Here is a 20,519-nt window from a genome sequence, read left to right on the forward strand (position 1 = left end):
GCAGTTTGAGAAAATCTTTGCAGTGCGGGCAGGTATGCTGGGGGCAGTCATCGGACTTGTCATGTCCGGACCTGTTATGGCGCAGGAGAAAGAGGGCGAGGCGAAGGGCAACGCCTATTGCGTCAATATCGCCGATGCCGCCGCCGATGCACGCTATGCTCTGCAAAAAGAAGCGCTTGCCAAGATGGAAAAAGAGCTTGAGGGACGGCTCAAGATCCTTGAGGCGAAGCGCGCCGAATATGAGGAATGGCTGCGCCGCCGCAATGAGGTTCTCCAGAAAGCCGACGAGACGATCGTGTCGATTTACTCGCGGATGCGTCCTGATGCTGCGGCTCTTCAGCTGACCAATATGGATGAGGAGATCGCTGCGGCAATCGTCGCCAAGCTCAATCCCCGGTCCGCCAGCGCCGTGCTGAACGAAATGGAGCCGGCAAGGGCCGCTCAATTGGCCAACATCATCACGGATGCTCCCAAGCGGGTTGCGAGCAACGGGAGGAAAGAGTGAAATTCATCATTGCAATCGCGAGTCTTTGCCTCCTTGCGGCATGTGCGACCCGGCCTGAGGAAATCGGGCGGGAGCCGATGATGACGCCGGTGGGAGCTGGCATTGCCGTCGAGCGTGAACCCCTTCCTCACGTGTTCAAGGGCACCACCAGCATTGCTCCAAATTCGACCTGGAGCAATGCGAGTGCTGATCTGTTCACCAGTCCTCGGGCCCGGCAGGTCGGCGATATCGTGACGGTCAATATCCAGATCGACGATAAGGCGCAGTTTGATAATGCAACCGACAGATCCCGCTCGTCATCGGTTGACGCTGGTCTCAACTACGGCTTCAACTTCAAGGGATGGCAAGCCGATGGCGACGCGGATATAGGGGTTGACTCCTCGTCCTCGTCGACGGGGCAGGGGAAAATCGACCGGTCCGAGAAGCTGCGCCTCTCCGTGGCGGCGGTTGTGACCGAGGTTCTGCCGAACGGAAACGTAATCATCAGCGGGTCGCAGGAGGTCCGGGTGAATTACGAGTTGCGGATTCTCAACATCGCCGGCATCGTCCGCCCTCGTGACATTTCTCCCCGGAACACCATCAGCTATGACAAGATTGCCGAGGCGCGCGTCTCCTATGGCGGCCGCGGACGCCTGATGGAGGTCCAACAGCCGGCTTATGGGCAGCAGATCTTTGACGCGGTGACGCCGTTCTAAGCAGGTCGAGAGGCGGGTCTCATGGCGACGAATCTGGCATTGCCGACAGCTTCAGGGCAGGCTTCTGCGAAAGAAGGAGCCAAAAATCTGATCCTGACGCTTGGACTTCTGACACTGCTCTCTGCCGTGGTAGGTGGAGGCTTTGGTCTATCCATTGTATCGAACATCGAAAAGAGGGTTGAGGAGAAGTACAAGGACACTCCTCAGAAGGTCTCGAATACGAGCCCGTATACAGGCGATATTGCGATCAAGAAAATGGCGCCGGTGGTGACCAATCTTGCCAATTCTGCGAGCGACTGGATTCGGCTTGAGGCATCTATTGTCTTTAAACCGGAAGACTCTTTGAATTCGGACGTTCTGGTTGCCGAGACTAGGCAGGATGTGCTGGCTTATCTTCGCACCGTGTCTCTTTCTCAAGTTCAGGGGCCGAGTGGTTTGCTTCATGTGAGGGAGGACCTGAATGAGCGCGCCAAGATCAGGTCGAAAGGAATGATTCAGGAACTCGTCCTTGAAACCCTTATCATTCAGTGAGCCAAAGAGGGCGAGAGAGCCAGCCAACTCAGAACGCATCATTTGAACACATCTTTACTACGGAATATTATTTTATGCCTGTCCGCCTTCTCGCCAAGAGCCTTCTCTTCCTGCTGATGACAGGCGCCGGCGCCTATGCTCAAGTTCCTGGTCTCGATGCGCTGCTGCCGGCGGGAGATGGGGCCGCAAGCGGAAGGATCATTCAGGTCGTCGTCCTGCTGACGGTGCTTTCCCTTGCGCCGGGGCTTCTGATCATGGTGACGAGCTTTACCCGGTTTGTGGTCGCATTCTCCTTCCTGCGCTCCGGTCTAGGGCTTCAGAGCACTCCGGCCAACATCTTCCTGATCAGTCTTTCTCTGTTCATGACGTTCTTCGTGATGGGCCCGACTTTCGACCGGGCTTGGAACGACGGCGTGCGCCCACTGACGGAGAATAGGATCACCGAGGCAGAGGCCTTTACCAGAACGACGGATCCTTTCCGCGAATTCATGCTGGCCCATGTGCGGCCCAAGGACCTGCAGACATTCATGGATTTGGCGGCCGCGAGCTATCCGAAAGTCAATGACGGGGAGAAGATCGACCTGCGCGTTCTTATTCCCGCGTTCATGATCTCCGAGCTGAGGAGAGGGTTCGAGATCGGGTTTCTCATTGCCCTTCCGTTCTTGGTCATCGACATGATCGTGGCGACATTGGTGATGTCGATGGGCATGATGATGATGCCGCCGACAGTCCTTGCCCTCCCGTTCAAGATCCTTTTCTTCGTCCTAATCGATGGTTGGAACATTCTCGTCAGTGGCCTTGTCAGGTCATACTTCTGACAGCCCCACACAGAAAAGCGGTCTCTTGACATTGCGCCTGCTGTCTAGGAGCAACCTTCACACAAGGTTGACCGAGCAGAAAGGTATCTCGACACGATTCATTTTCGCCGAGATCCTTTATGCCCGGTCGTCAGCATGCCGAAAGATTGTGGATTAGCCTGATGCAGCTCGGGGCCCGCCGGTTGGGAGCCCTGGCCGCCATCGGTCTTGCCGTGTTCCTGATGGTCGGTGTCGGCGCCTATTACCTGAGCCGTCCCGCGCAGGAGACCCTTTATACCGGACTGGATCGCGAGGACGTGGGCCGCATGGGCGCGGTCCTCAAGGATGCGGGAATTCCATTCGACGTCAGTTCCGACGGAACCGCGCTGCTGGTGAGCTACGGAAATACGGCTCAGGCGCGAATGCTTCTGGCCGAGAAGGGGCTCCCTCATAGTTCCAAATCAGGCTACGAGCTGTTCAATGATCTTGGCTCCCTTGGCCTGACCTCCTTCATGCAGGAGGTCACGAAAGTGCGCGCGCTCGAGGGTGAGCTTGCCCGTACCATCCAGGGGATGAAGGGCATCAAGGCTGCACGCGTTCACATCGTTCTGCCTGATCGGGGCTCATTCCGCCGTGAGCAGCAGCCGCCTTCGGCCTCGGTCGTCATCCGTACGTCTCCGGCCGACGACGCGTCTTCGGCTCAAGCCATTCGCCACCTCGTTGCTGCTGCTATTCCTGGAATGGCCGTTGACAAGGTCACAGTCATGAACACGGAGGGGACGCTCCTGGCTTCGGGAGACGATGCCGCCAACGCGTCCACCGGCAAGATGGCTAACCTTGAAAAGACTGTTGGCCTTGAAATCCAAGACAGCATCAGAAGAACCCTTTCTCCTTATCTCGGCATCGGAAACTTCGAAATCAGCGTCGCTGCTCGTCTGAATACGGACAAGGTGAGCACGAATGAGACCATCTTCAATCCGGAGTCCAAGGTCGAGCGCTCGACGCGGACCGTGAAGGAAACCGAAGTTTCGCAGAACAAAAGTGGCCAGAAACCGACGACGGTTCAGCAGAACCTCCCGGATGAAAACGTGCGCGGAGATTCAAGCGATAGTTCGAGCGAGGATAACCAGCGCCGTGAGGAGCTCACGAATTACGAGATTTCCTCCAAGACGATTCAGACCGTCAGTGACGGCTATTCAATCAGAAATCTTTCCGTCGCTGTTCTCGTCAACAGGTCTCGGATCACGTCTCTTCTTGGCGAGGGAGCGACACCGGCAGATGTCGACGCGAAGGTCACCGAGATCGAGCAGCTCGTCTCGTCCGCGGCTGGGTTCAACAAGTCCCGTGGTGACCAGATCAAGGTTGCGGCCGTGAGCTTCGTCGATGACGGAGGCGTGATGCAGCCGGTTCCCGGACCTTCAGTCGCTGAAATCCTGATGCGCCAGTTCGGCACGGTCGTGAATGCGGTGACCGTTCTTGCACTCTGTGCGATGTTGATTTGGTTCGGCTTGCGGCCTGCAGTCCGCATGCTCGTGGCCCGCCACCAGGCAGACCTCGAGATCCAGCGGGAGCAGGCGGCAGCATTGGCTGCGGCGGAGGCCAGCGAAACATTCAACCAGGAAGTCGAGCGGGCCGAGCCCACTCCCCAGCCGGCACTGCAGGAGGATCCGCTGCCGAACCTCCTCGGGCCGCAGCGGACCCCGCAGCGCAAGCTCGAGCAGATCGTCGAACTCAGTGAAGAGCAGGCCGCCGCAATCCTCAGGCAATGGCTCAACCAGGAGGCCGCATGATGCCGGGAGGAGTTGCAAATGTCATCGCGGACTTCTCCATTCCGAGCGCCCCCGAAGGATTCGGGCTTGGGATGCTGCGTCGGGTAAAGGCCGTTGTCGAAGAGGAGCCGGTGCAAGTCCAAAGCGCGCCGGATCGGCAGGCCGAGCTGATACGGGCTGCTGAAGCACAGGTCAGGGCGGAAGAGAGAGAAGCAGCACGCCAACAGCTCAAGGAAGTGCTGGACGCTGAACGAGAGAAGCATCGCGAAGAGCTGGCGGTTCAGCGAGAACTCTGGGTCGAGCAGGAAGCTGCGCAGCTCTCGGCCCAGATTATCGACACTCTCGGAAATCTCGAGCGAATTCTCTCGGACAGGGTCGCGCGAATCCTCGCTTCGATTATTCCTGAGGCCCTTCAGCAGAAAGCGCTTGCCGAGTTCAATGAGATTCTCGGAACGATACTCGCCGGTGAGATCTCCACGGTCCTGAAAGTGACAGGGCCTGAGGACATGCTGAAGACCATCCAGGCTCGCTTTGCAATCCGTGACGGTATCATCGAGTTCGTACCGAGCGATGATGTGGACGTCACCCTCGTCGCCGGCGATACAACCATACAGACGCAGCTCAGTTCCTGGTCGATCCGGCTGAAAGAGGCGCTCAAGGCAGAGTGACGATGCTCAATTCTGACAAGCATGAAATTATTATCGTCCGTAGAGGCGACGGCGGTGAGGAGACCACCAAGGGTGGCGCCTGGAAGATCGCTCACGCGGATTTCATGACGGCGATGATGGCGTTCTTCCTTGTGATGTGGCTCATTGGCATGACCGATGAAGCGACCAAGGTTGGCGTCGCCAACTATTTCAATCCGGTTCAACTGGCCCAGTCCACATCCAACAAGAAAGGATTGGACGACCCACAGAACGTGCAGCCTGAAAGCGAAACAGACAACAATAAGGAAGGAAGGGAGAAAGGAAGCGGCCAGGGAACGGGTGGCAAGTCACAGCAGTTGCAAAAGCCTCGTTTCAAAGAGGGGGCTCTCTTTCAGGATCCTTATGCGGTTCTGGCAAGAATTGCGGATGAGATCGAGGCCAATCCCCACGATACCCTGGGAGCAGACGTTACGCCCGGCGAAAGCGACGTTCCTGGTCTCAAGGACGGTGAAGTCTTCAGAGATCCCTTCGACCCTCTCTACTGGCAGGTCGCTCCGATCGACGAGCTGAAGACTGAAACGACTCCTAAGCCTGGAACGGCAAAAGCTGCTCCGTCCAAGGCCGAAATCGATGCGTTGGTTGCGACTGCTCGCAATGCCCAGCCAGATGTCCGCCATGTAGACAGGCCTGCAAGCGCAAATGCATCCGCAGATGCAATAGCTGCGCAGGGCACCCAGATGTCGCCGGTACCCGAGGTCCCGAGCGAGTCGCTGGACAAAGCTGCCGACCAGAAGGCCGCCGAGTTGAAGAAAGAGATCATGGATGCTGTCCGTGAGACCAGAGATCGGTCCCCAAAGCCGCAAATCGAGGTGCGGCGGACGGGAGCTGGAACTCTGATCAGCCTGACCGATGATTTCGACTTCTCGATGTTCACCGTCGGCTCTGCGGAACCGCATGCGAAGGTCGTCCATGCGATGGCCAAGATCGCTGCGATTCTGCAGTCGCGGCCAGGGAAGATCGTCATCCGCGGCCATACGGACAGCCGTCCATTCAAGTCCGCCAATTACGACAACTGGCGTCTCTCACATGCCCGTGCTCAGATGGCGCTCTATATGCTGGTGCGCGGGGGGCTGGATGAGAATCGGATCGTGCGGGTCGAAGGGCACGCGGATCGCGACCCGAAGATTCCGTCTGATCCCAAGGCCGATCAAAACCGCCGCGTCGAAATCCTGTTGCAGGAGTAGTGAAAGTGAACAGTCTTCTGAAGACTGCTCTTGCTCTCGTGCTGACGATTGTTTCGGGAGCGGCCATTGCGGAAAGCGAGCACTCATCGGAGGTAAAGCCGACGTATGATCCGCCGCGATCTCAGCCTGCGAACGCCGCAAGCCCTGTTCAGATGCTGCGGACCCTTCAACTGATGCAGGATCAGATCGCGCTTGGATCGACCGAGGCTCATATGGGCCAGCGTGGTCTTCTCACGATTCTCGACAGCCGTTTCATGGATGTGCCCCCGGAGATCTGGAGCGATGGGAAGAATATCCGTGCCGCTATCACATTTGTCCTGAGCGGCGGCAATCCTCAGATTCTCAGGAAGCTCTTGGAAATGAGCAATCCAGCCATCTCGAGTGAGGATAGGTCGCTCGTCGAGGGAACCCTCGCCTATGTCGAAGGACGTGAGGAGGAGGCGAAAGGAAAGCTCCTTTCGGTGAACGTTCAGTCGCTGCCACCCATGCTTGGGGCTCAACTGGCGCTGGTTCAATCCGCTCTCATTGTTCGAACAGATCCCAAAAAGTCTTCCGATCTTCTCGATTTTGTTAGGCTCCAGGCACCAGGCACACTTCTGGAAGAAGGAGCATTGCGGCGCCAAATCTTCGTGGCTAGTCAAACCGGAGAGATGAAGAAATTTCTTGCGCTGACCTCAGGATATCTGCGCAGATACCGTCATTCGATCTATGCCGGGAATTTCAGACAGCGCCTCGCCTCAGCCCTGACGCGGATCGATTTCGGAAAGGATCCGGTATCGTTTGACGGTGTCGTCGAGATGCTGATGGATCTTGAGCCTGATGCCCGACGCGACATTTACCTCTTGGCGGCTCGTTCCTCTATCGACCAGGGCAAGACCCGATCAGCCCGCATGCTTGCTGAAAAAGCCAAGGAGCTGTCCGAGGGTGATGTTGCGAGCGCCGCAAGAGCGAAGCTGTATCGTGCGGCAGCAATGATCGTTTCACCTGAGACGATTGTTAAGGCCGTAGAAGATCTTAAGGGAATCGACAGAACGAAGCTCACGGCAGGCGACGCGATACTCCTGGATTCAGCCCTCTCAATGGCCGGACATATCCGGGTGATGCCTGGAGACAAAGCGGCGGACAATTCGAGCAAGCCGCCTCCGCCTCCGTTGGATGTCAATAAGCAGCAAGCGCCAGAACAGCTTCAGGCGGTATTGAAGGCGCAGGATGCTCTTAGTCGCATCGACAAGCTGATCAAGAACCAGGCGTCGACAGTTCAATGAGCCCAATTGATATTCTGTCCAGAAGTTTCCCCAGGTCCGCCGACCCTCAGTCACTGCGGGATGGTTCGGCTACAAGTGAAGCTGTCGATGCAAACGGAATGCCCTCTGACGCGGGCAGCTTCGACATGTTGCTCGACGGATTGTCCGGGGGGCACCGTCGCGATGGAGAGAAGGCTCAACCCCTCGACAAGCGTGATGTTCTCAATCTCATTTCGGATTCCGGTCCGCTCAATGCTGCAGGTTCTGAGAGCAGCAACCCCGTTCTGGTGCTGCTGGAAGGGCTCTTGCCGCGCGTTCTGCCGCAGGCCACGTCAGGCGATTCTGATGACAACACGCCATCAAGTGACGCCTCCGGACAGCTGATCTCCCTAGAGACGCAGCCAATGCAGGATGACGGTGAACTCTTGAAATCTCCTGTACAGCAACGGCTTACGGTTGCTGTCCAGCACCAGGAGACACATTTTAAGCCTATCATTGAAGCATTTGTCGCTGAGGCCGACCTCAAGGAAGAGGGGCAGATGAAGAATGCGCCAGAATTTGCCTCCTTCGACAAGCTCGTGGGTCAGCCGTCTAAGGTGGCCCATGAGAGGCAACAGAACCTGACAAGATACCCTCTGCCGCAAGAGACAGTGACGCCCGCGGCTGAAGAACAGGATGAGGAGCAAAGTCTTGATAAGGGCCAGTCGTTGAATGCGACTGTCGAGCGTCTGGAAACGCGCAAGAACGCAGCGTCGAACCCGGCGCAATCCGAGGGCGCCAGCCTTCCCCCAGGGACGCTTCAGCGTCTCGCCAGCTCGGTAAGGGATGAGGTCCGTTCGATGGTCAATGAGGCCGCGGAGCACGCGGCAACCAGTGATCGGACATTCCCGATGCTCTCCATCAAGGCTTCCGATGGTGCTCTCCGAATCCTCAACCTGCAGCTTCATCCTGCGGATCTAGGTGTGGTGACAGTCAAGATGCGGCTTGCCGGCGATAGTCTCGAAATGGAGCTGCACACCGAAAGAGAAGAGACGGCGCAACTTCTCCGCCATGATTCCGAGAAGCTGTCCGCTCTTCTGCGCGGGTCAGGCTACCGTCCCGATGCAATCACCATTCAGGTGAACGGCGTCGCTGACCAGGATCGCGTTTCCGCACAAAGACAACAATCTGACATGCAGTTTCAAGGGCAGTCCTTCCAACAAGGCGGAGCGAATCAAGAAGGTCATTCTCGGAACCGGGACAAGCAATATGCCAGCACCAGAACAGAGCTTCCCAACAATCGAACGGAAGAACGCTCCCTGGGCAATCGCAATTCTGGCAGCGTGTACCTTTAGTCTGGCAAATTCAAACCAAGCTGAAGCTCAAACGGGCAGCCAGCTTTGTGAGAGAGAGATGCTGCGGGCCTCCGCGAAATACGGAGTTCCCGTCGGAATGCTGTATTCAGTCGGTCTGACGGAGACCGGTCGACGTGGATCTCTGCAGCCTTTCGCCATGAATGTGGAGGGGCGAGCCGTGTTCCCGAATAGCCTACCTGAAGCGGTTCAGCGTTTTGAGGAAGCCCGGCGCTCGGGTGCGAAGTTGATCGATCTCGGCTGCATGCAAATCAATCACCATTACCACCGGGATAAGTTCACATCCTTGGAAAGCATGCTGAATCCGCGGGACAACGTCGAATATGCCGCGCGCTTTCTGAGTGAACTCAAAGGCCGCCATGAGACCTGGACAATGGCCGTGGCGCGCTATCATGCGGGACCTGACAATGACCCGGCTCAGAAGCGCTATGTCTGTAGGGTTATCGCCAATATGGTCGCGACGGGTTTTGGTCAGTGGACCCCGAATGCCCGGACATTCTGTGCGGATGCTCCGGGCCTCAGGCCGGGCCAGACCGCTTCTGACGGTTGAACCAGGTGGCCGATAGAGGTCTGTTACCGTGACATCTGGAGCGAGGTGCCTGCCTTGCTGAGCGACCCGCTCAGGGCGGCTTCCGAACCTGTTAGCTGGGCGATTTCGGCGCCGCGAGAAAAGAGCACGATCCGGTTTTCGTTAAAACTCCACGAGTTCACTTGTCGGAGAGCCTCGTTGGAGCATCTAGAAACCGACGCCTTATAAAGGTCCAATGAAGCGACACTGGACAGCTGAATAAGGCAGGAATCTCCTTTGTGGTCCCTCGCTTTCCATGTCCCTGCATATGATGAAGCCCGACGTGGAGCGCTGAAGACGCCGGGTGGCGATTCACCTGAGGCTAGCACCGGGGCGGCGACTTGCGGTTGAGGGCCCTTTGGAACCGGAGCTTGCTCCGATACGATCGGTGAAACCGGAATGGCCGTCTCCGTGGGAGAGATAGAGGGGTGTGGGTCTGGGGGCAACGCAGTGAGGTGTTGATAGGGCCCTGTTTCAGCCAAGGACTTCACACCGCTTGAAGGAGCCATCACCTCAACAGCCTGGTCTAAGCCCGGGACCGTAACGACACGTACACCCGGGATCCGTCGACCCCAAGGTGACGCATATTGCGGGTAGCCGCGATACGCGTCGGGGTGTCCCCAGGGGCCTTGCGAGTAAAGACTATCGCTGGAATTGCAGCCTGCAAGGATGCCAACCATCGAAAGCGCAAGGAGCTTGGGAGCGGATCGTATCACGGTGTCGGCTCAATATCATTTCTCAATGCCGCAGAGAGGCTGCAGGGCAATAAGACGAGCGGAATCGCGGGGGGAGGGGCCTCAACCGCGCCGATGTGACGATCTCCGCAAATGAGCGAGGATCAAAGTCGCTTTCAGGGCTCTCGGAGAGCAGGACGCGGTTGATATGCACCCCGACAGAAAATTCGCCGAGGACGAGCTTGAAGTACACGCTGACCGTGTCATGTGCGAATTCCATATCGAGGACGATGCAGGGCGGATGGCCCAGCGCCGTGCTGATATCGGCCGCGCGGGCATAAGAGAGTGTGTCATCTTTGAAGAAAAGCTCTGCGGAAGACGACACGATCTCATTCATATTGCCGTGCAACTGTTTGCTCACATAAGACCGGATGATGTCTGAATCAGTCAGACAAAAGTCCGCTACGACATCTTTGATGTTGCAGGCCAGGACTTCTTCAAATGCATTCACGTCAAATTCTTTGTCGAATGACTCTGCTGCGCTGATTGACGGAAGACTTTTCATTTGGATCTCGTCAGGATGTAGAACAGGATCTGAGCGACGGCCTTGTAGAAATCTGGGGGAATCATGCGATCCACCTCAACATGATCGTACATGGATCTTGCCAGGGGCTTGTCTTCAATCACAGGAATGTCATGTTTTTCCGCAGTCTCGCGGATTTTCAGGGCAATCAGGTCTTTGCCCTTGGCAACCACGACAGGTGCACTTGCCTCGTTGCGTTCATAACGAAGTGCAATGGCATAATGCGTCGGGTTGGCGATCACGAAGGTTGCCTTGGGAACGGCTGCCAACATGCGCTTGCGGGCACGATCCTGAGCCAGGGAGCGCATGCGCGCCTTGACCATGGGATCGCCCTCCATCTGTTTGTACTCTTCCTTGACCTCCTGCGGCGTCATCTTGAGATCGCTCCGCCATTTGAGGCGGGCCCAGACCAGGTCGGCGGCCACGAGAACAATGGTTGCAATAGCAATGGCTGAAACGAGCCGCATCGCCATGGTCAGCATGAGTTCCGGAATAAGGGTCGGGTCACTGAACATGGCATTGAAGACCTTGGTTTGCTCCGATTTCAGAAGCAGGAGGGATACAATTGTAATTGCCCCGAACTTGAAGAGAGACTTGGCGAATTCCACCAGACCGGCGCGGCCGAAGATCCGTTTCCAGCCACCCATCGGCGAGATTCTGTTCCATTGCGGCCGAATTCGCTCGGACACGAAGGAAGGCATGTTCTGGAAGATTGAAGCCGCAAGACTGCATCCGGCGAGGATTGCGATGATTGGTATCAGGAACTGACCTATCTCAAGGGCCAGCGCCTGAAACAAGGCAGCTGCGTCCGCGCCCGAGTCCAGGCGAAAATCCTGGGGGCGATCGACAAAGAGAGAGAGCTTCTCCGTCAGGACTTTCGTGTTGTTTCGTGCCACAAATGTCAGAACGATGAGAATGCTAAGGATCGACGCGAACATGGGCGCCTCTCTCGAGAAGGGGATATTCCCCTTCTCGATGGCATCCCTGACCTTCTTGTCAGAAGGCGCTTCTGTTTTGCTTTCCTTATCTTCCGAGTCAGACATCGACTATCATCGGTGCTCAGACAAAGGACTCATCATCAGATTCTGAGTTGATGACGATCTCACCTCGTCCTGCCATATCCAGAGCGAGATCCGTGATGGAGCGTCGGGCTTCGGCAACATCTCTTTGCGACGACGGCTCGTTGCTGCTCAACTCGTGCTCGATCATGCGGCGGACGCGTGAAGAGAGAGCAGTCAGAACGACTTTGCGGAATTCCTCGTTCGTACCCTTGAGAGCCAGAACGACGCGGTCCGGAGGAACCTGATCGAACAGGGTCGTACGATCCCGAGGCGTCAACTTGACGATATCATCGAACGTGAAGAGGAGACTTCTGAGAATCTCCGCCGATTTCGGCCTGACGGCGGATAGGCTGGTCAGAACGTCCTCCATGTGATCGCGTTCCATCTTGTTGATGATGTCGGCGATCTTGGCGTGAGTGTCAGAACCAGCATTCTTCGAGAAGTTCGCCATGAAGTCCTCATGGAGTGTCCTCTCGATGTTCTTCATCGTTATATCGACGATCGGCTTCATGCTCAGCATGCGGCGCATCAGGTTATTGCGCAGGGGCTGAGGAAGTTGAGCCATAACCTTCGCAGCACAGGATGGCTTCACCTTGGATAGGATAAGCGCCGCCGTTTGGGGATGCTCCTTCATCAGGTAGGAAGCGATAGCACTTTCAGAGACCGTCGAGATACGCTCCCAGATGCTCCTGTTCGCATTTCCTGCGACTTCGCTCAGGATCTCGGCAATCTGTTCAGGCGTTAAAATCCCAGCCAGGAGCTTCTCGATATGGGCCACGCTGCCGACAACGTCTGCTCCGGTCGAAAAGTTTGAGGCAAACTCATCGATGAGGGTCTCTATCTGCGATGGCGATACGGGGCCAAGTTGGGCAGCAGACCTTGTGACAAGGCGAATCTCCTCATCGCTGAAGTGCTTCAGAATTCTGCTGGCTGCGGGTTTTCCCATCGCCAGCAGAAGCGTCGCGACACGTTCCGGCCCTTTCATGGGCCTTGTACCGCTGTTCGTCTTCACGGGAATGTTCGCAACCATGGTGAAAGCCGCTTCAGCCGTTCATATCATTGCTGGGAGGGCCGACGATCTCAGTGAGAGAGATGCCAAACCGGGAATTGTCGTCTTCCACGACGACAACTTCGCCGCGAGCAATCACACGGCCATTGACCACAACGTCGACTGGCTCGCCAACCCTGTGATCGAGAGGTACGATAGCACCGCGCCCAAGCTTCATCAGGTTCGAAACTGGCATCGTGGCCGAGCCAAGGACGACCTGAATTGTAACGGGAATCCTCAGGATGGAGTCGAGGTTGCGGCCGGCATCCCCTTTTGAGTCGCGCGATGCCGCGTTGTTGAGACTCTTGCCAAGCTCGCTTTCCTGCTGCCACGCAACCTTGTCCTGAAAGTTGTTTTCGAACGGATTTGACATAGTACAGAGCCTTACTGATTGGGAACGTGAGAACGGGGCTGCGTCAGCTCATTGGCAGAGCGAGTGAGTTCTTCGAGGCGTTGAGCGGCAGCCTGGGCTTCTTCAATTCGCGTGCCGAGGAGAGCGAGGGTCTCTCGACCTTCAGAACCGAAACTGGCAACGGCATTCTGAGCTCCCATCAAGGCCTCCCCGGTCTTGTCGAAGATCCGCTTGTACTCCGCGTGATACTGATCCAGACGCTTGAGCTTGCGATACATGACGGCAACCATGGCACTTGTCGTGACGAGCGCTATGAAAAGGATAATGTTAGCGAGCGAGGACATCGTCTAGAAATTCCTTCTCTTGATCGACTGGCTCATCGATCTTTAAAACATATGAACCATCTGCCTGTCCGATGTGACACCAGAAGAGCCCTTGCTGGTTGCCTTCGAGCTTGACCCGACTTCTGGGGGTTGCCTGGAGCTCGATGATCTGTCCGACCTTCAGATCGGCAATCTCACCAAGGGACAGGAAACGTTCTTCGAGAATGGCCGTGAGGGTGACTTCGGTCTTTTGAACCTCGCTGGCCATTTGCTTCATCCAACGCGGGTCACGACTGGTCGATTCGCCGGATACAACGCGAGACAGCGCTTTCCTCATCGGGTTCAGAGCCGATTGTGGGATGATGACGAACATCTCTCCACCTCGGTTGAGGGCCTGAAGGAGAAACTTGGCTGCAACGGCCTGATTGTTGCGACGACCGATAACGGCAAAATCCATACGGGTCTCGAGACGCTCCAACTTGAACTTCGTATCCGCTACGAGAGCGAACGAGGCTTGGAGCGCCTTGGCAACCTGCTCGAAAAGGACCTGGGCCATCCGCAGCTCGATGTTCGAAAAGCCTCGCGCTTCCTCAACCGGAGGCTCGGAGCCATCGGACCCGAAGAGCACCTCCACCATCGTATAGATGAAGTCGCGATCGAAGCCGATCAGAATATGGCTGTCCCAGTCTGGGGCATGAAAGATCGCTGCGACCGCATTGGCCTCGTACATCTCTAGAATTTCGCTGATTCGACCACTCTCGATGCCGCTCAGCGAGTAATACATGGGCGAGGCAGCCATGTGGCGCAGATGTTCGGCGCAGCTGGTCGACATGCGATCGAAGATCACGTGGAGCATGGGCAGGCGGTCAATGGACAGACCTGCCGAGTCCAGAAGCATGTCTCGAATATCGTTGGCACTATGCATGCCGCTCATGACTATGCTGCCTCCTTCATGTCTTCGGAACGACCGCCCGTCGTGGTAGCCGTTTCGACCTCATCGATGGTGGGGCGGCATTCCACCGAAATTCCCTTGCGGCCATGCTCGACGGCGATTTGCGGCAACGCACCATTCATGTAGGCGATCAAAGCCTGCTTCACGATGACATAGACGCGCGTCTGCTTCTCTCGGGTTGCCTTCACTTTGTTGGCGAGCGGAGAAAGAAAAGCATAAGAGATGAAGATGCCCCCGAACGTTCCGACGAGAGCGGACGCGATGAGCCCTCCAAGAATGGTGGGAGACTGGTCGATTGCGCCAAGAGCCTTCACGATACCCAGCACAGCCGCCACAATGCCAAGCGCGGGCAGGGCTTCTGCGACGGTGGAGATGGAATAGTAGGGTTTCGTGCGGTCACGCTTGAGCGCGGCGATCTCTTCTTCCATGAGAGCTTCGATCTCATGCGGGCGCGCATTGCCGATGATGATCAGGCGAGCGTAGTCACAGATGAAGAGGGTCAGGTCCTTGTCCTTCAGAACGCTCGGAAACGCCTTGAAAATTTCCGATTCCTCAGGGGTGTCGATGTGTGCTTCGACCTCATTACGAGGCTTGTTCTTCAGCTCTCTCAGCAGAGCATACAGAAGGCCCAGGATCGACAGATACTGTTCTCTCTTGGGAACGGTTCCCTTGATTGCTTCGAGGGAAGCCCGTCCTGTGTCCTTCACGAGCGACATGGGGTTCGCAATGATGAACGTGCCGATCGCGATGCCGCAGATGATGACGTATTCCCAGGGCTGCCAGATCACGGACAGATGCCCGCCCATGGCGACATAGCCGCTGACGAGAGAGCCGATGGCAACGACCAATCCGATTAAGACGCCCAACCTTGTAGTCCTTCGCGAGAGATCAATACTTAGAGATTTCCTAATCATGGAGGCTTGCGCGAAGCTGGGACGGGGGAGGCAAGCCTCATGCAAGGCTGTCCTGGTACAGCAGACTGGAAATTGACCAGGCTGCCCAGCCGACGCGTAGCGGAACAGTGACCTAGGTCGTGGGCGGCCGTCTGACTGGATGGAGTTTCCAGGTGCAATCCGCCCTCTATGTGTCATTGTCGGCCCAAGTCGCCATGGAGAAGCGTCTGGCGACCATTGCCAATAACGTCGCGAACATGGCGACCGGCGGATTTCGCGCTGACGAGATCAAATTCGAAGAAATTCTCTCCCTCGCCGCCAAGGACAATGTGTCGTTCGCGTCCTCAGGCCAGAGTTTCATCTCGCGCCGGGCCGGTCCTGTGACGAAGACGGACAATCCCCTCGATGTGGCGATCCAGGGCGAGGCCTGGTTTGCCTACCAAGGAGCGAGTGGCCCGGTTTACACCCGTGACGGACGCTTCTCCATGAACGAGAATGGCGATCTTGTGACTGTCGATGGCCATGCGGTCCTCGATGCCGGCGGGGCACCCATCACCCTTGACCCTCTGGCGGGCCCTCCAAGCGTCAGCCGTGACGGAACGATCACCCAGGGGGGCAATCAGGTTGGCATCCTAGGCCTCTTCAACCTGAGCAGCGACAGTCGCCTGACCCGGCAGGGGAGCTCGGGGGTCCTGTCCAGCATCCCTGGTGAGCCCGTTCAGGACTTCACATCGACAGGTGTTCAACAGGGCTACAGTGAAGGGTCGAACGTCAATCCTGTTCTTGAGATGACGAAGATGATCGCCCTGCAGCGGAATTTCGAAAGCGCTGCGACGACGATCCAGGAGAGTGAATCCACGTTGATGGATGCCATCCGGACGCTTGGTCCCAGCAGCTGATCGACGGCATGAACGCCCTAAGTGAACTTGAGAACGTCCTTCTTGACGGTGCTGGACGCCATCTGGTGCGGATCAGCGGCACCATTCGTGAGGTGACTCCCAGCTATTACCGGGTCGTCGGGCTCTCCCAATTCGTCAAGCTAGGCGACCAGGTCGGCTTCGACGCCAACGGGAAAACGCAGATCGGCGAGGTCGTTCGCATCGACAGCAATGGGCTTACGATCAAGCCCTTCAATGGACGTATCGATGCCAGGATTGGCACACCCGCGTTTCTGGTCAGCAATGCTGGCTTGAGCCCTGATCCGAGCTGGAAGGGGCGGGTCATCAATGCTCTTGGTGAACCGCTCGACGGGCAGGGTCCCTTGGTGCCGGGTTCCAGACCGGTGCATCACGACGCCGAGCCGCCCTCTGCCATGACACGGGCGAGGGTTCATAAGCCGTTGCATACGGGCGTGAAGGCGATCGATCTTTTCACGCCTCTCTGCCAGGGACAGCGCATCGGCATCTTTGCCGGATCGGGCGTGGGAAAGTCCACCCTTCTGACGATGCTCGCAAAAAGTGAGGGCTTCGATACGATCGTGGTTGCCCTCGTGGGCGAGCGCGGACGAGAAGTGCGGGAGTTCCTGGAAGGACCGATCCAAGCCAGCCTGCACAGAGCCGTGATGGTGGTTTCGACAGGTGACGAGAGTCCGATGATGCGGCGACAGGCACCGAGAACCGCCGTATCGATCGCCGAGTATTTCCGGGATCGTGGTGAATCGGTTCTCCTGATCATCGACTCCGTGACCCGCTATGCCCATGCCGCCCGTGACGTGGCACTTGCCGCAGGGGAGCCGGCTGTCGCCCGCGGCTATACGCCAAGCGTCTTCAGCGATCTGCCCCGGTTGCTGGAGCGGGCCGGTCCTGGAGAGGAAGGGAAAGGGTCCATCACAGGCATCTTCTCCGTTCTGATCGATGGCGACGACCACAACGATCCGGTTGCCGATAATATCAGAGGCACGCTCGACGGCCATATCGTCCTCGATCGCTCGATTGCCGATCAGGGCCGGTATCCTGCCATCAATGTCCTCGGCTCCATATCGCGTCTGGCGGACCATGTCTGGTCGCCGGATCAGAAGGAGCTGGTCCGGCGCTTGCGTGGGTTGATCGCTCGCTATGAGGATACGCGCGACCTGCGCATGATGGGCGGATACCAGCCAGGCACGGATCAGGACCTCGACCAGGCCGTCGTTCTCGTTCCAAAGATTTATGAAGCCCTGCGGCAGGATCCATCATCTCCCTTGAGTCGGGATGCCTTCATGGATCTCGCGCAAGCGCTCAAGGCGTGATGTCCTCATCGCATTCACGAGCACTCCATCTATCGCCCAGCTTCACACAAGCATCCTGGTGTTAGCTTCCCCTCGAATTCGTAGGAGTTGTACATGAGCCTCTATGGTGTCCTTCGCAGCGGCGTGTCAGGCATGAACGCTCAGTCGAACAAGCTGGGAACGGTTGCCGAGAATATTCAGAACTCGAGCACGACCGGCTACAAGCGTGCCTCGACTGAGTTCTCGTCTCTCATCCTTCCATCCAGCGAGGGAAACTATAATTCGGGATCGGTCACGAGCAGGGTTCGCTATACGATCGCCGATCAGGGACCGATTGCTTACACGACCTCGGCGACGGACCTGGCGATTTCCGGCAACGGTTTTTTCGTTGTATCGGATCCGGGTGGCGCCAATTACCTGACCCGCGCCGGCAACTTCGTGGTCGATGGTCGAAGCGGCAATCTCGTCAACGCAGCCGGCTTCACGCTCATGGGCTACAAAATTGGAGTAGATCCTTCTCTGAACAGCCTCGACGACGTCGTCCCAGTCAACATGGCCAATTTCGGCATGCAGGCGGCCGGTTCGACGGCAGGCACATTCAAGGGGAATCTCCCGTACGGCACGGTCGATGTGGCTGGTACTGCCTATCCCGGAACGCTGGCGCCTCCGGTGCCCGGATATGTCGATATCAAGATCTCGAATCTGACGCCTCGGGATACGATTCAGTTCTCTGTCGGCGGCGGCGCCACTCAGACCTTCAATGTGACCACCGAAGCGACCGTGGATGATCTGGTCGCTTCGATCAACACAGCCGTCGGCGCCGGCACGCTCAGCGGTGTTCAGGCATCCAAGGACCCGACCACCGGCAATCTCGTGCTGACGTCCGATGACCTGACCGGCGCCACGAACGTCACAGGCTCCTTTACGGATATGACGCCGGCCAAGAAGATTTCCTCTCTCCAGGTGTTCGACAATGTCGGAAATCCGGTGAAGATCGACATCCAGTTGGAACGAACCGGAGAGAGGACCTGGGAGATCGCGGTCTATAACGGCTCCACTCTGCTGGACGGGCCGACCACGATGACGTTCAGCGATCTTGGACAACTGGTCAGCCCTACATCGTTGAGCTTCGGCATCCCCAAGGGGCAAACCTTCACGCTTGACATGACGAGTATGACGCAACTCGCGGGTGATTACTCGGTCACGGGCTCGGCTAACGGCAACGGACCGTCTGCTGTGAAGAGCGCCGAGTTCGCCTCCGATGGCACGGTTTATGCCGTCTATGAGGACGGATCGCGTGTCGCCGCCTACAGAATTCCTCTGGCAACCGTGCCTAGTCCGGACAACCTCTCTCCTCGTGCAGGCAACGTTTACGAGACGACAGCAAGTTCCGGCGGTTATCAAGTCGGCTTCCCGGAAACCGGTACCTTTGGGTCGGTTACCTCTGGAGCGCTTGAGGGATCGAACGTTGATATCGGCACCGAGCTGACGGCCATGATCGAGGCGCAGACCAGCTACACGGCCAACTCGAAAGTATTCCAGACCGGTTCGGAATTGCTCGACGTTCTCATGAATCTGAAGCGGTAACGGTTTAGGTCATTCTCGAGAGCTCGAAACATGTCACTTTCGGTCGCCTATAATACGGCCCGCTCCTCACTGCAGGCATCTCAGTCGCAGATGGCGATTGTCTCCCGCAATACCGCTGGAGCGTCGGACCCCACATATTCGCGCAAGATCGGTGCTTTCGTCACGACGGGCGGTGCCGCTCGCGTAACGGTGCTCAGAGCCAGCGACAGGGCGCTTCTGAACAAGATGCTGGAGACGACTTCGGATGCAGCCACTCAGAAAGCGCTGCTCGAAGGACTCCAGAGGCTGAGCCAGACAATTGGCGACCCGGAGCTGGATGAATCTCCTGCCGCCCGGATTGGCGCTTTAAGCAGTGCCTTGAAGCAGTATGCAAATGCGCCTGACGATACCGTGCTGGCCCGCGGCTTCGTGAAGGCCGCATCGGATCTTGCGACAAGCCTGAATCAGGCAACGTCAAGCATCAACGCGATACGTCAGGAAACGCAGTTCCAGATTGCCGATTCGGTCTCCCGGATCAATGAAATCCTGGCGAAGTTCAAGATTGCAAACGATGAGGTAATGAGCGGATCCGCCCTTGGGCGAGACGTGACGGATGCTCTCGATACGAGAGACAGCCTCATTGCGCAGCTTTCCGAGGAAGTCGGAATCACGGTCGTTCCAAGAGCCGACAATGACATTGCTATCTATACCGATAGCGGGGTGGCGCTCTTCGACAGATTGCCGCGCAGCGTGAGATATGAGCCAATCGCTCTGGAGGCAGGAAAGCCTGGAGGGGCGATTCTGATCGATGGGATTCCGGTGACTGGAAGCTCATCTCCAATGCCCTTGAATTCCGGAAATCTGGTTGGGCTCGTCAAGCTGCGGGATGATGCAGCCGTCCAGTATCAGAAACAGCTTGACGAGTTGGCTCGTGGCCTGATCGCGGCCTTTGCCGAGTACGATAAAAGCGGGGCCGGAAAGCCGGACCGCGCTGGTGTCTTCACCTATAGCGGCGGCCCGAGCATTCCAAACCCGGCGCCGGAAGGTCTCGCCGGACTGATCAAGGTCAGCGATGCCGTTGATCCATCTAAAGGATCAGGCGGTAAATTCGAGCGTATCCGCGATGGTGGAATCAACGGTGCTGATTACACCTATGGTGACGGGACCGCGTCGTTCTCCACGCGCCTTTATCAACTGGTCAATGCCATGCAGGCGGACCGTACTTTTGATCCGAGCCTGGGACTGGGTGATAAGATGTCCTTGCAGGATTTCGCCTCGTCCTCAGCAGGTTGGCTCGAAGCTCAGCGCCAGGACGCGTCCCAGCAAGTGGCCTACCAGGAGACCCTGCTCGCACAGGCATCCGAGGCGCTCTCGAACTCAACGGACGTCAACATGGATGATGAGACGGCTCTCATGCTGCAGCTGGAAAAATCTTACTCGGCGTCCGCAAAGCTGATCTCCGTCATCGATCAGATGCTCCAAACGCTTCTCAATGCGGTGGGTTAAGAC

Annotated in this window: 22 protein-coding genes; 14 read left to right on the forward strand and 8 right to left on the reverse strand. The window is 57.2% G+C overall.

Annotation, left to right across the window (positions count from 1 at the left end; all coding sequences use genetic code 11):
- Positions 1 to 61 precede the first annotated feature (61 nt).
- The 10 genes from ACUXUR_RS10745 to ACUXUR_RS10790 all read left to right on the forward strand — a co-directional run bounded on the left by ACUXUR_RS10745 (position 62) and on the right by ACUXUR_RS10790 (position 9,334).
- Positions 62 to 505, forward strand: a complete 444-nt coding sequence (locus ACUXUR_RS10745) for a MotE family protein (RefSeq protein WP_445502335.1) — start codon at positions 62 to 64, stop codon at positions 503 to 505.
- Complete coding sequence (flgH, locus tag ACUXUR_RS10750; RefSeq protein ID WP_445502336.1) at positions 502 to 1,200, forward strand: flagellar basal body L-ring protein FlgH; 699 nt, start codon at positions 502 to 504, stop codon at positions 1,198 to 1,200. The genes ACUXUR_RS10745 and flgH overlap by 4 nt, the downstream gene beginning before the upstream one ends.
- Before the next feature lie 21 nt (positions 1,201 to 1,221).
- Positions 1,222 to 1,731, forward strand: a complete 510-nt coding sequence (locus ACUXUR_RS10755; RefSeq protein WP_445502337.1) for a flagellar basal body-associated FliL family protein — start codon at positions 1,222 to 1,224, stop codon at positions 1,729 to 1,731.
- A gap of 74 nt (positions 1,732 to 1,805) precedes the next feature.
- Positions 1,806 to 2,549, forward strand: coding sequence for a flagellar type III secretion system pore protein FliP (fliP, locus tag ACUXUR_RS10760; RefSeq protein ID WP_445502338.1), 744 nt, complete (start codon positions 1,806 to 1,808; stop codon positions 2,547 to 2,549).
- A gap of 119 nt (positions 2,550 to 2,668) precedes the next feature.
- Positions 2,669 to 4,318 carry a flagellar basal-body MS-ring/collar protein FliF gene (fliF, locus tag ACUXUR_RS10765; protein WP_445502339.1) on the forward strand — a complete coding sequence of 550 codons (1,650 nt, stop codon included), beginning with the start codon at positions 2,669 to 2,671 and terminating at the stop codon, positions 4,316 to 4,318.
- Positions 4,315 to 4,965 (forward strand): hypothetical protein, encoded by a 651-nt coding sequence (locus ACUXUR_RS10770; RefSeq protein WP_445502340.1) that lies wholly within the window; start codon positions 4,315 to 4,317, stop codon positions 4,963 to 4,965. Before fliF ends, ACUXUR_RS10770 begins: the two co-directional genes overlap by 4 nt.
- Before the next feature lie 2 nt (positions 4,966 to 4,967).
- Positions 4,968 to 6,188, forward strand: coding sequence for a MotB family protein (locus ACUXUR_RS10775; protein WP_445502341.1), 1,221 nt, complete (start codon positions 4,968 to 4,970; stop codon positions 6,186 to 6,188).
- Between the two features lie 173 nt (positions 6,189 to 6,361).
- Positions 6,362 to 7,453 carry a chemotaxis protein MotC gene (locus tag ACUXUR_RS10780; RefSeq protein WP_445502342.1) on the forward strand — a complete coding sequence of 364 codons (1,092 nt, stop codon included), beginning with the start codon at positions 6,362 to 6,364 and terminating at the stop codon, positions 7,451 to 7,453.
- Positions 7,454 to 7,578: 125 nt separating this feature from the next.
- Positions 7,579 to 8,766: a flagellar hook-length control protein FliK gene (gene fliK, locus ACUXUR_RS10785; RefSeq protein ID WP_445502343.1), complete on the forward strand. Its 1,188-nt coding sequence runs from the start codon at positions 7,579 to 7,581 to the stop codon at positions 8,764 to 8,766.
- 58 nt (positions 8,767 to 8,824) lie between these two features.
- Positions 8,825 to 9,334, forward strand: coding sequence for a transglycosylase SLT domain-containing protein (locus ACUXUR_RS10790; RefSeq protein ID WP_445502344.1), 510 nt, complete (start codon positions 8,825 to 8,827; stop codon positions 9,332 to 9,334).
- A 23-nt stretch (positions 9,335 to 9,357) separates the two neighbouring features.
- On the opposite strand, the gene ACUXUR_RS10795 is transcribed toward ACUXUR_RS10790, so the two are convergent.
- From ACUXUR_RS10795 to motA, 8 genes are read right to left on the reverse strand one after another with little or no spacing between them, the layout of a single operon-like run.
- A complete protein-coding gene (locus ACUXUR_RS10795; RefSeq protein WP_445502345.1) occupies positions 9,358 to 10,032 on the reverse strand; it encodes an AprI/Inh family metalloprotease inhibitor in 675 nt (224 codons plus the stop codon).
- 58 nt (positions 10,033 to 10,090) lie between these two features.
- Positions 10,091 to 10,591 (reverse strand): hypothetical protein, encoded by a 501-nt coding sequence (locus tag ACUXUR_RS10800; RefSeq protein WP_445502346.1) that lies wholly within the window; start codon positions 10,589 to 10,591, stop codon positions 10,091 to 10,093.
- A complete protein-coding gene (gene flhB / locus ACUXUR_RS10805) occupies positions 10,588 to 11,652 on the reverse strand; it encodes a flagellar biosynthesis protein FlhB (protein ID WP_445502347.1) in 1,065 nt (354 codons plus the stop codon). Before flhB ends, ACUXUR_RS10800 begins: the two co-directional genes overlap by 4 nt.
- 16 nt (positions 11,653 to 11,668) lie before the next feature.
- The gene (locus ACUXUR_RS10810) at positions 11,669 to 12,700 is read right to left on the reverse strand and encodes a flagellar motor switch protein FliG (RefSeq protein ID WP_445502348.1); all 1,032 of its coding nucleotides are present in this window, start codon (positions 12,698 to 12,700) and stop codon (positions 11,669 to 11,671) included.
- Between the two features lie 13 nt (positions 12,701 to 12,713).
- Entirely contained in the window at positions 12,714 to 13,091 is a 378-nt protein-coding gene (fliN, locus tag ACUXUR_RS10815) for a flagellar motor switch protein FliN (RefSeq protein ID WP_116530587.1), read from the reverse strand.
- An 11-nt stretch (positions 13,092 to 13,102) separates the two neighbouring features.
- Positions 13,103 to 13,414: a hypothetical protein gene (locus tag ACUXUR_RS10820; RefSeq protein ID WP_445502349.1), complete on the reverse strand. Its 312-nt coding sequence runs from the start codon at positions 13,412 to 13,414 to the stop codon at positions 13,103 to 13,105.
- Positions 13,398 to 14,327, reverse strand: coding sequence for a flagellar motor switch protein FliM (locus ACUXUR_RS10825; RefSeq protein ID WP_445502350.1), 930 nt, complete (start codon positions 14,325 to 14,327; stop codon positions 13,398 to 13,400). The genes ACUXUR_RS10820 and ACUXUR_RS10825 overlap by 17 nt, the downstream gene beginning before the upstream one ends.
- Before the next feature lie 2 nt (positions 14,328 to 14,329).
- On the reverse strand, positions 14,330 to 15,211 hold the full coding sequence (gene motA, locus ACUXUR_RS10830; protein WP_445502351.1) for a flagellar motor stator protein MotA: 882 nt from the start codon (positions 15,209 to 15,211) through the stop codon (positions 14,330 to 14,332).
- A 200-nt stretch (positions 15,212 to 15,411) separates the two neighbouring features.
- Between motA and flgF the strand changes: the two genes are divergently transcribed.
- The 4 genes from flgF (at position 15,412) to flgK (ending at position 20,516) form a co-directional block, all read left to right on the forward strand.
- Positions 15,412 to 16,137, forward strand: coding sequence for a flagellar basal-body rod protein FlgF (flgF, locus tag ACUXUR_RS10835; protein WP_445502352.1), 726 nt, complete (start codon positions 15,412 to 15,414; stop codon positions 16,135 to 16,137).
- Between the two features lie 8 nt (positions 16,138 to 16,145).
- Entirely contained in the window at positions 16,146 to 17,465 is a 1,320-nt protein-coding gene (gene fliI / locus ACUXUR_RS10840; protein WP_445502353.1) for a flagellar protein export ATPase FliI, read from the forward strand.
- Between the two features lie 93 nt (positions 17,466 to 17,558).
- Positions 17,559 to 19,031, forward strand: coding sequence for a flagellar hook protein FlgE (locus ACUXUR_RS10845; protein ID WP_445502354.1), 1,473 nt, complete (start codon positions 17,559 to 17,561; stop codon positions 19,029 to 19,031).
- Between the two features lie 30 nt (positions 19,032 to 19,061).
- Entirely contained in the window at positions 19,062 to 20,516 is a 1,455-nt protein-coding gene (gene flgK, locus ACUXUR_RS10850; RefSeq protein WP_445502355.1) for a flagellar hook-associated protein FlgK, read from the forward strand.
- The last annotated feature ends 3 nt before the right edge of the window (positions 20,517 to 20,519 follow it).

Source organism: Microvirga medicaginis, assembly GCF_052658925.1.

Coding starts and splice junctions, on each gene's coding strand:
- ACUXUR_RS10745 (WP_445502335.1), top strand. CDS start 62: ATGTCCGGACCTGTTATGGCGCAGGAGAAAGAGGGCGAGGCGAAGGGC.
- ACUXUR_RS10755 (WP_445502337.1), top strand. CDS start 1,222: ATGGCGACGAATCTGGCATTGCCGACAGCTTCAGGGCAGGCTTCTGCG.
- fliP (WP_445502338.1), top strand. CDS start 1,806: ATGCCTGTCCGCCTTCTCGCCAAGAGCCTTCTCTTCCTGCTGATGACA.
- fliF (WP_445502339.1), top strand. CDS start 2,669: ATGCCCGGTCGTCAGCATGCCGAAAGATTGTGGATTAGCCTGATGCAG.
- ACUXUR_RS10770 (WP_445502340.1), top strand. CDS start 4,315: ATGATGCCGGGAGGAGTTGCAAATGTCATCGCGGACTTCTCCATTCCG.
- ACUXUR_RS10775 (WP_445502341.1), top strand. CDS start 4,968: ATGCTCAATTCTGACAAGCATGAAATTATTATCGTCCGTAGAGGCGAC.
- ACUXUR_RS10780 (WP_445502342.1), top strand. CDS start 6,362: ATGCAGGATCAGATCGCGCTTGGATCGACCGAGGCTCATATGGGCCAG.
- fliK (WP_445502343.1), top strand. CDS start 7,579: ATGTTGCTCGACGGATTGTCCGGGGGGCACCGTCGCGATGGAGAGAAG.
- ACUXUR_RS10790 (WP_445502344.1), top strand. CDS start 8,825: ATGCTGCGGGCCTCCGCGAAATACGGAGTTCCCGTCGGAATGCTGTAT.
- ACUXUR_RS10795 (WP_445502345.1), bottom strand. CDS start 10,032: ATGGTTGGCATCCTTGCAGGCTGCAATTCCAGCGATAGTCTTTACTCG.
- ACUXUR_RS10800 (WP_445502346.1), bottom strand. CDS start 10,591: ATGAAAAGTCTTCCGTCAATCAGCGCAGCAGAGTCATTCGACAAAGAA.
- flhB (WP_445502347.1), bottom strand. CDS start 11,652: ATGTCTGACTCGGAAGATAAGGAAAGCAAAACAGAAGCGCCTTCTGAC.
- ACUXUR_RS10810 (WP_445502348.1), bottom strand. CDS start 12,700: ATGGTTGCGAACATTCCCGTGAAGACGAACAGCGGTACAAGGCCCATG.
- fliN (WP_116530587.1), bottom strand. CDS start 13,091: ATGTCAAATCCGTTCGAAAACAACTTTCAGGACAAGGTTGCGTGGCAG.
- ACUXUR_RS10820 (WP_445502349.1), bottom strand. CDS start 13,414: ATGTCCTCGCTCGCTAACATTATCCTTTTCATAGCGCTCGTCACGACA.
- ACUXUR_RS10825 (WP_445502350.1), bottom strand. CDS start 14,327: ATGAGCGGCATGCATAGTGCCAACGATATTCGAGACATGCTTCTGGAC.
- fliI (WP_445502353.1), top strand. CDS start 16,146: ATGAACGCCCTAAGTGAACTTGAGAACGTCCTTCTTGACGGTGCTGGA.
- ACUXUR_RS10845 (WP_445502354.1), top strand. CDS start 17,559: ATGAGCCTCTATGGTGTCCTTCGCAGCGGCGTGTCAGGCATGAACGCT.
- flgK (WP_445502355.1), top strand. CDS start 19,062: ATGTCACTTTCGGTCGCCTATAATACGGCCCGCTCCTCACTGCAGGCA.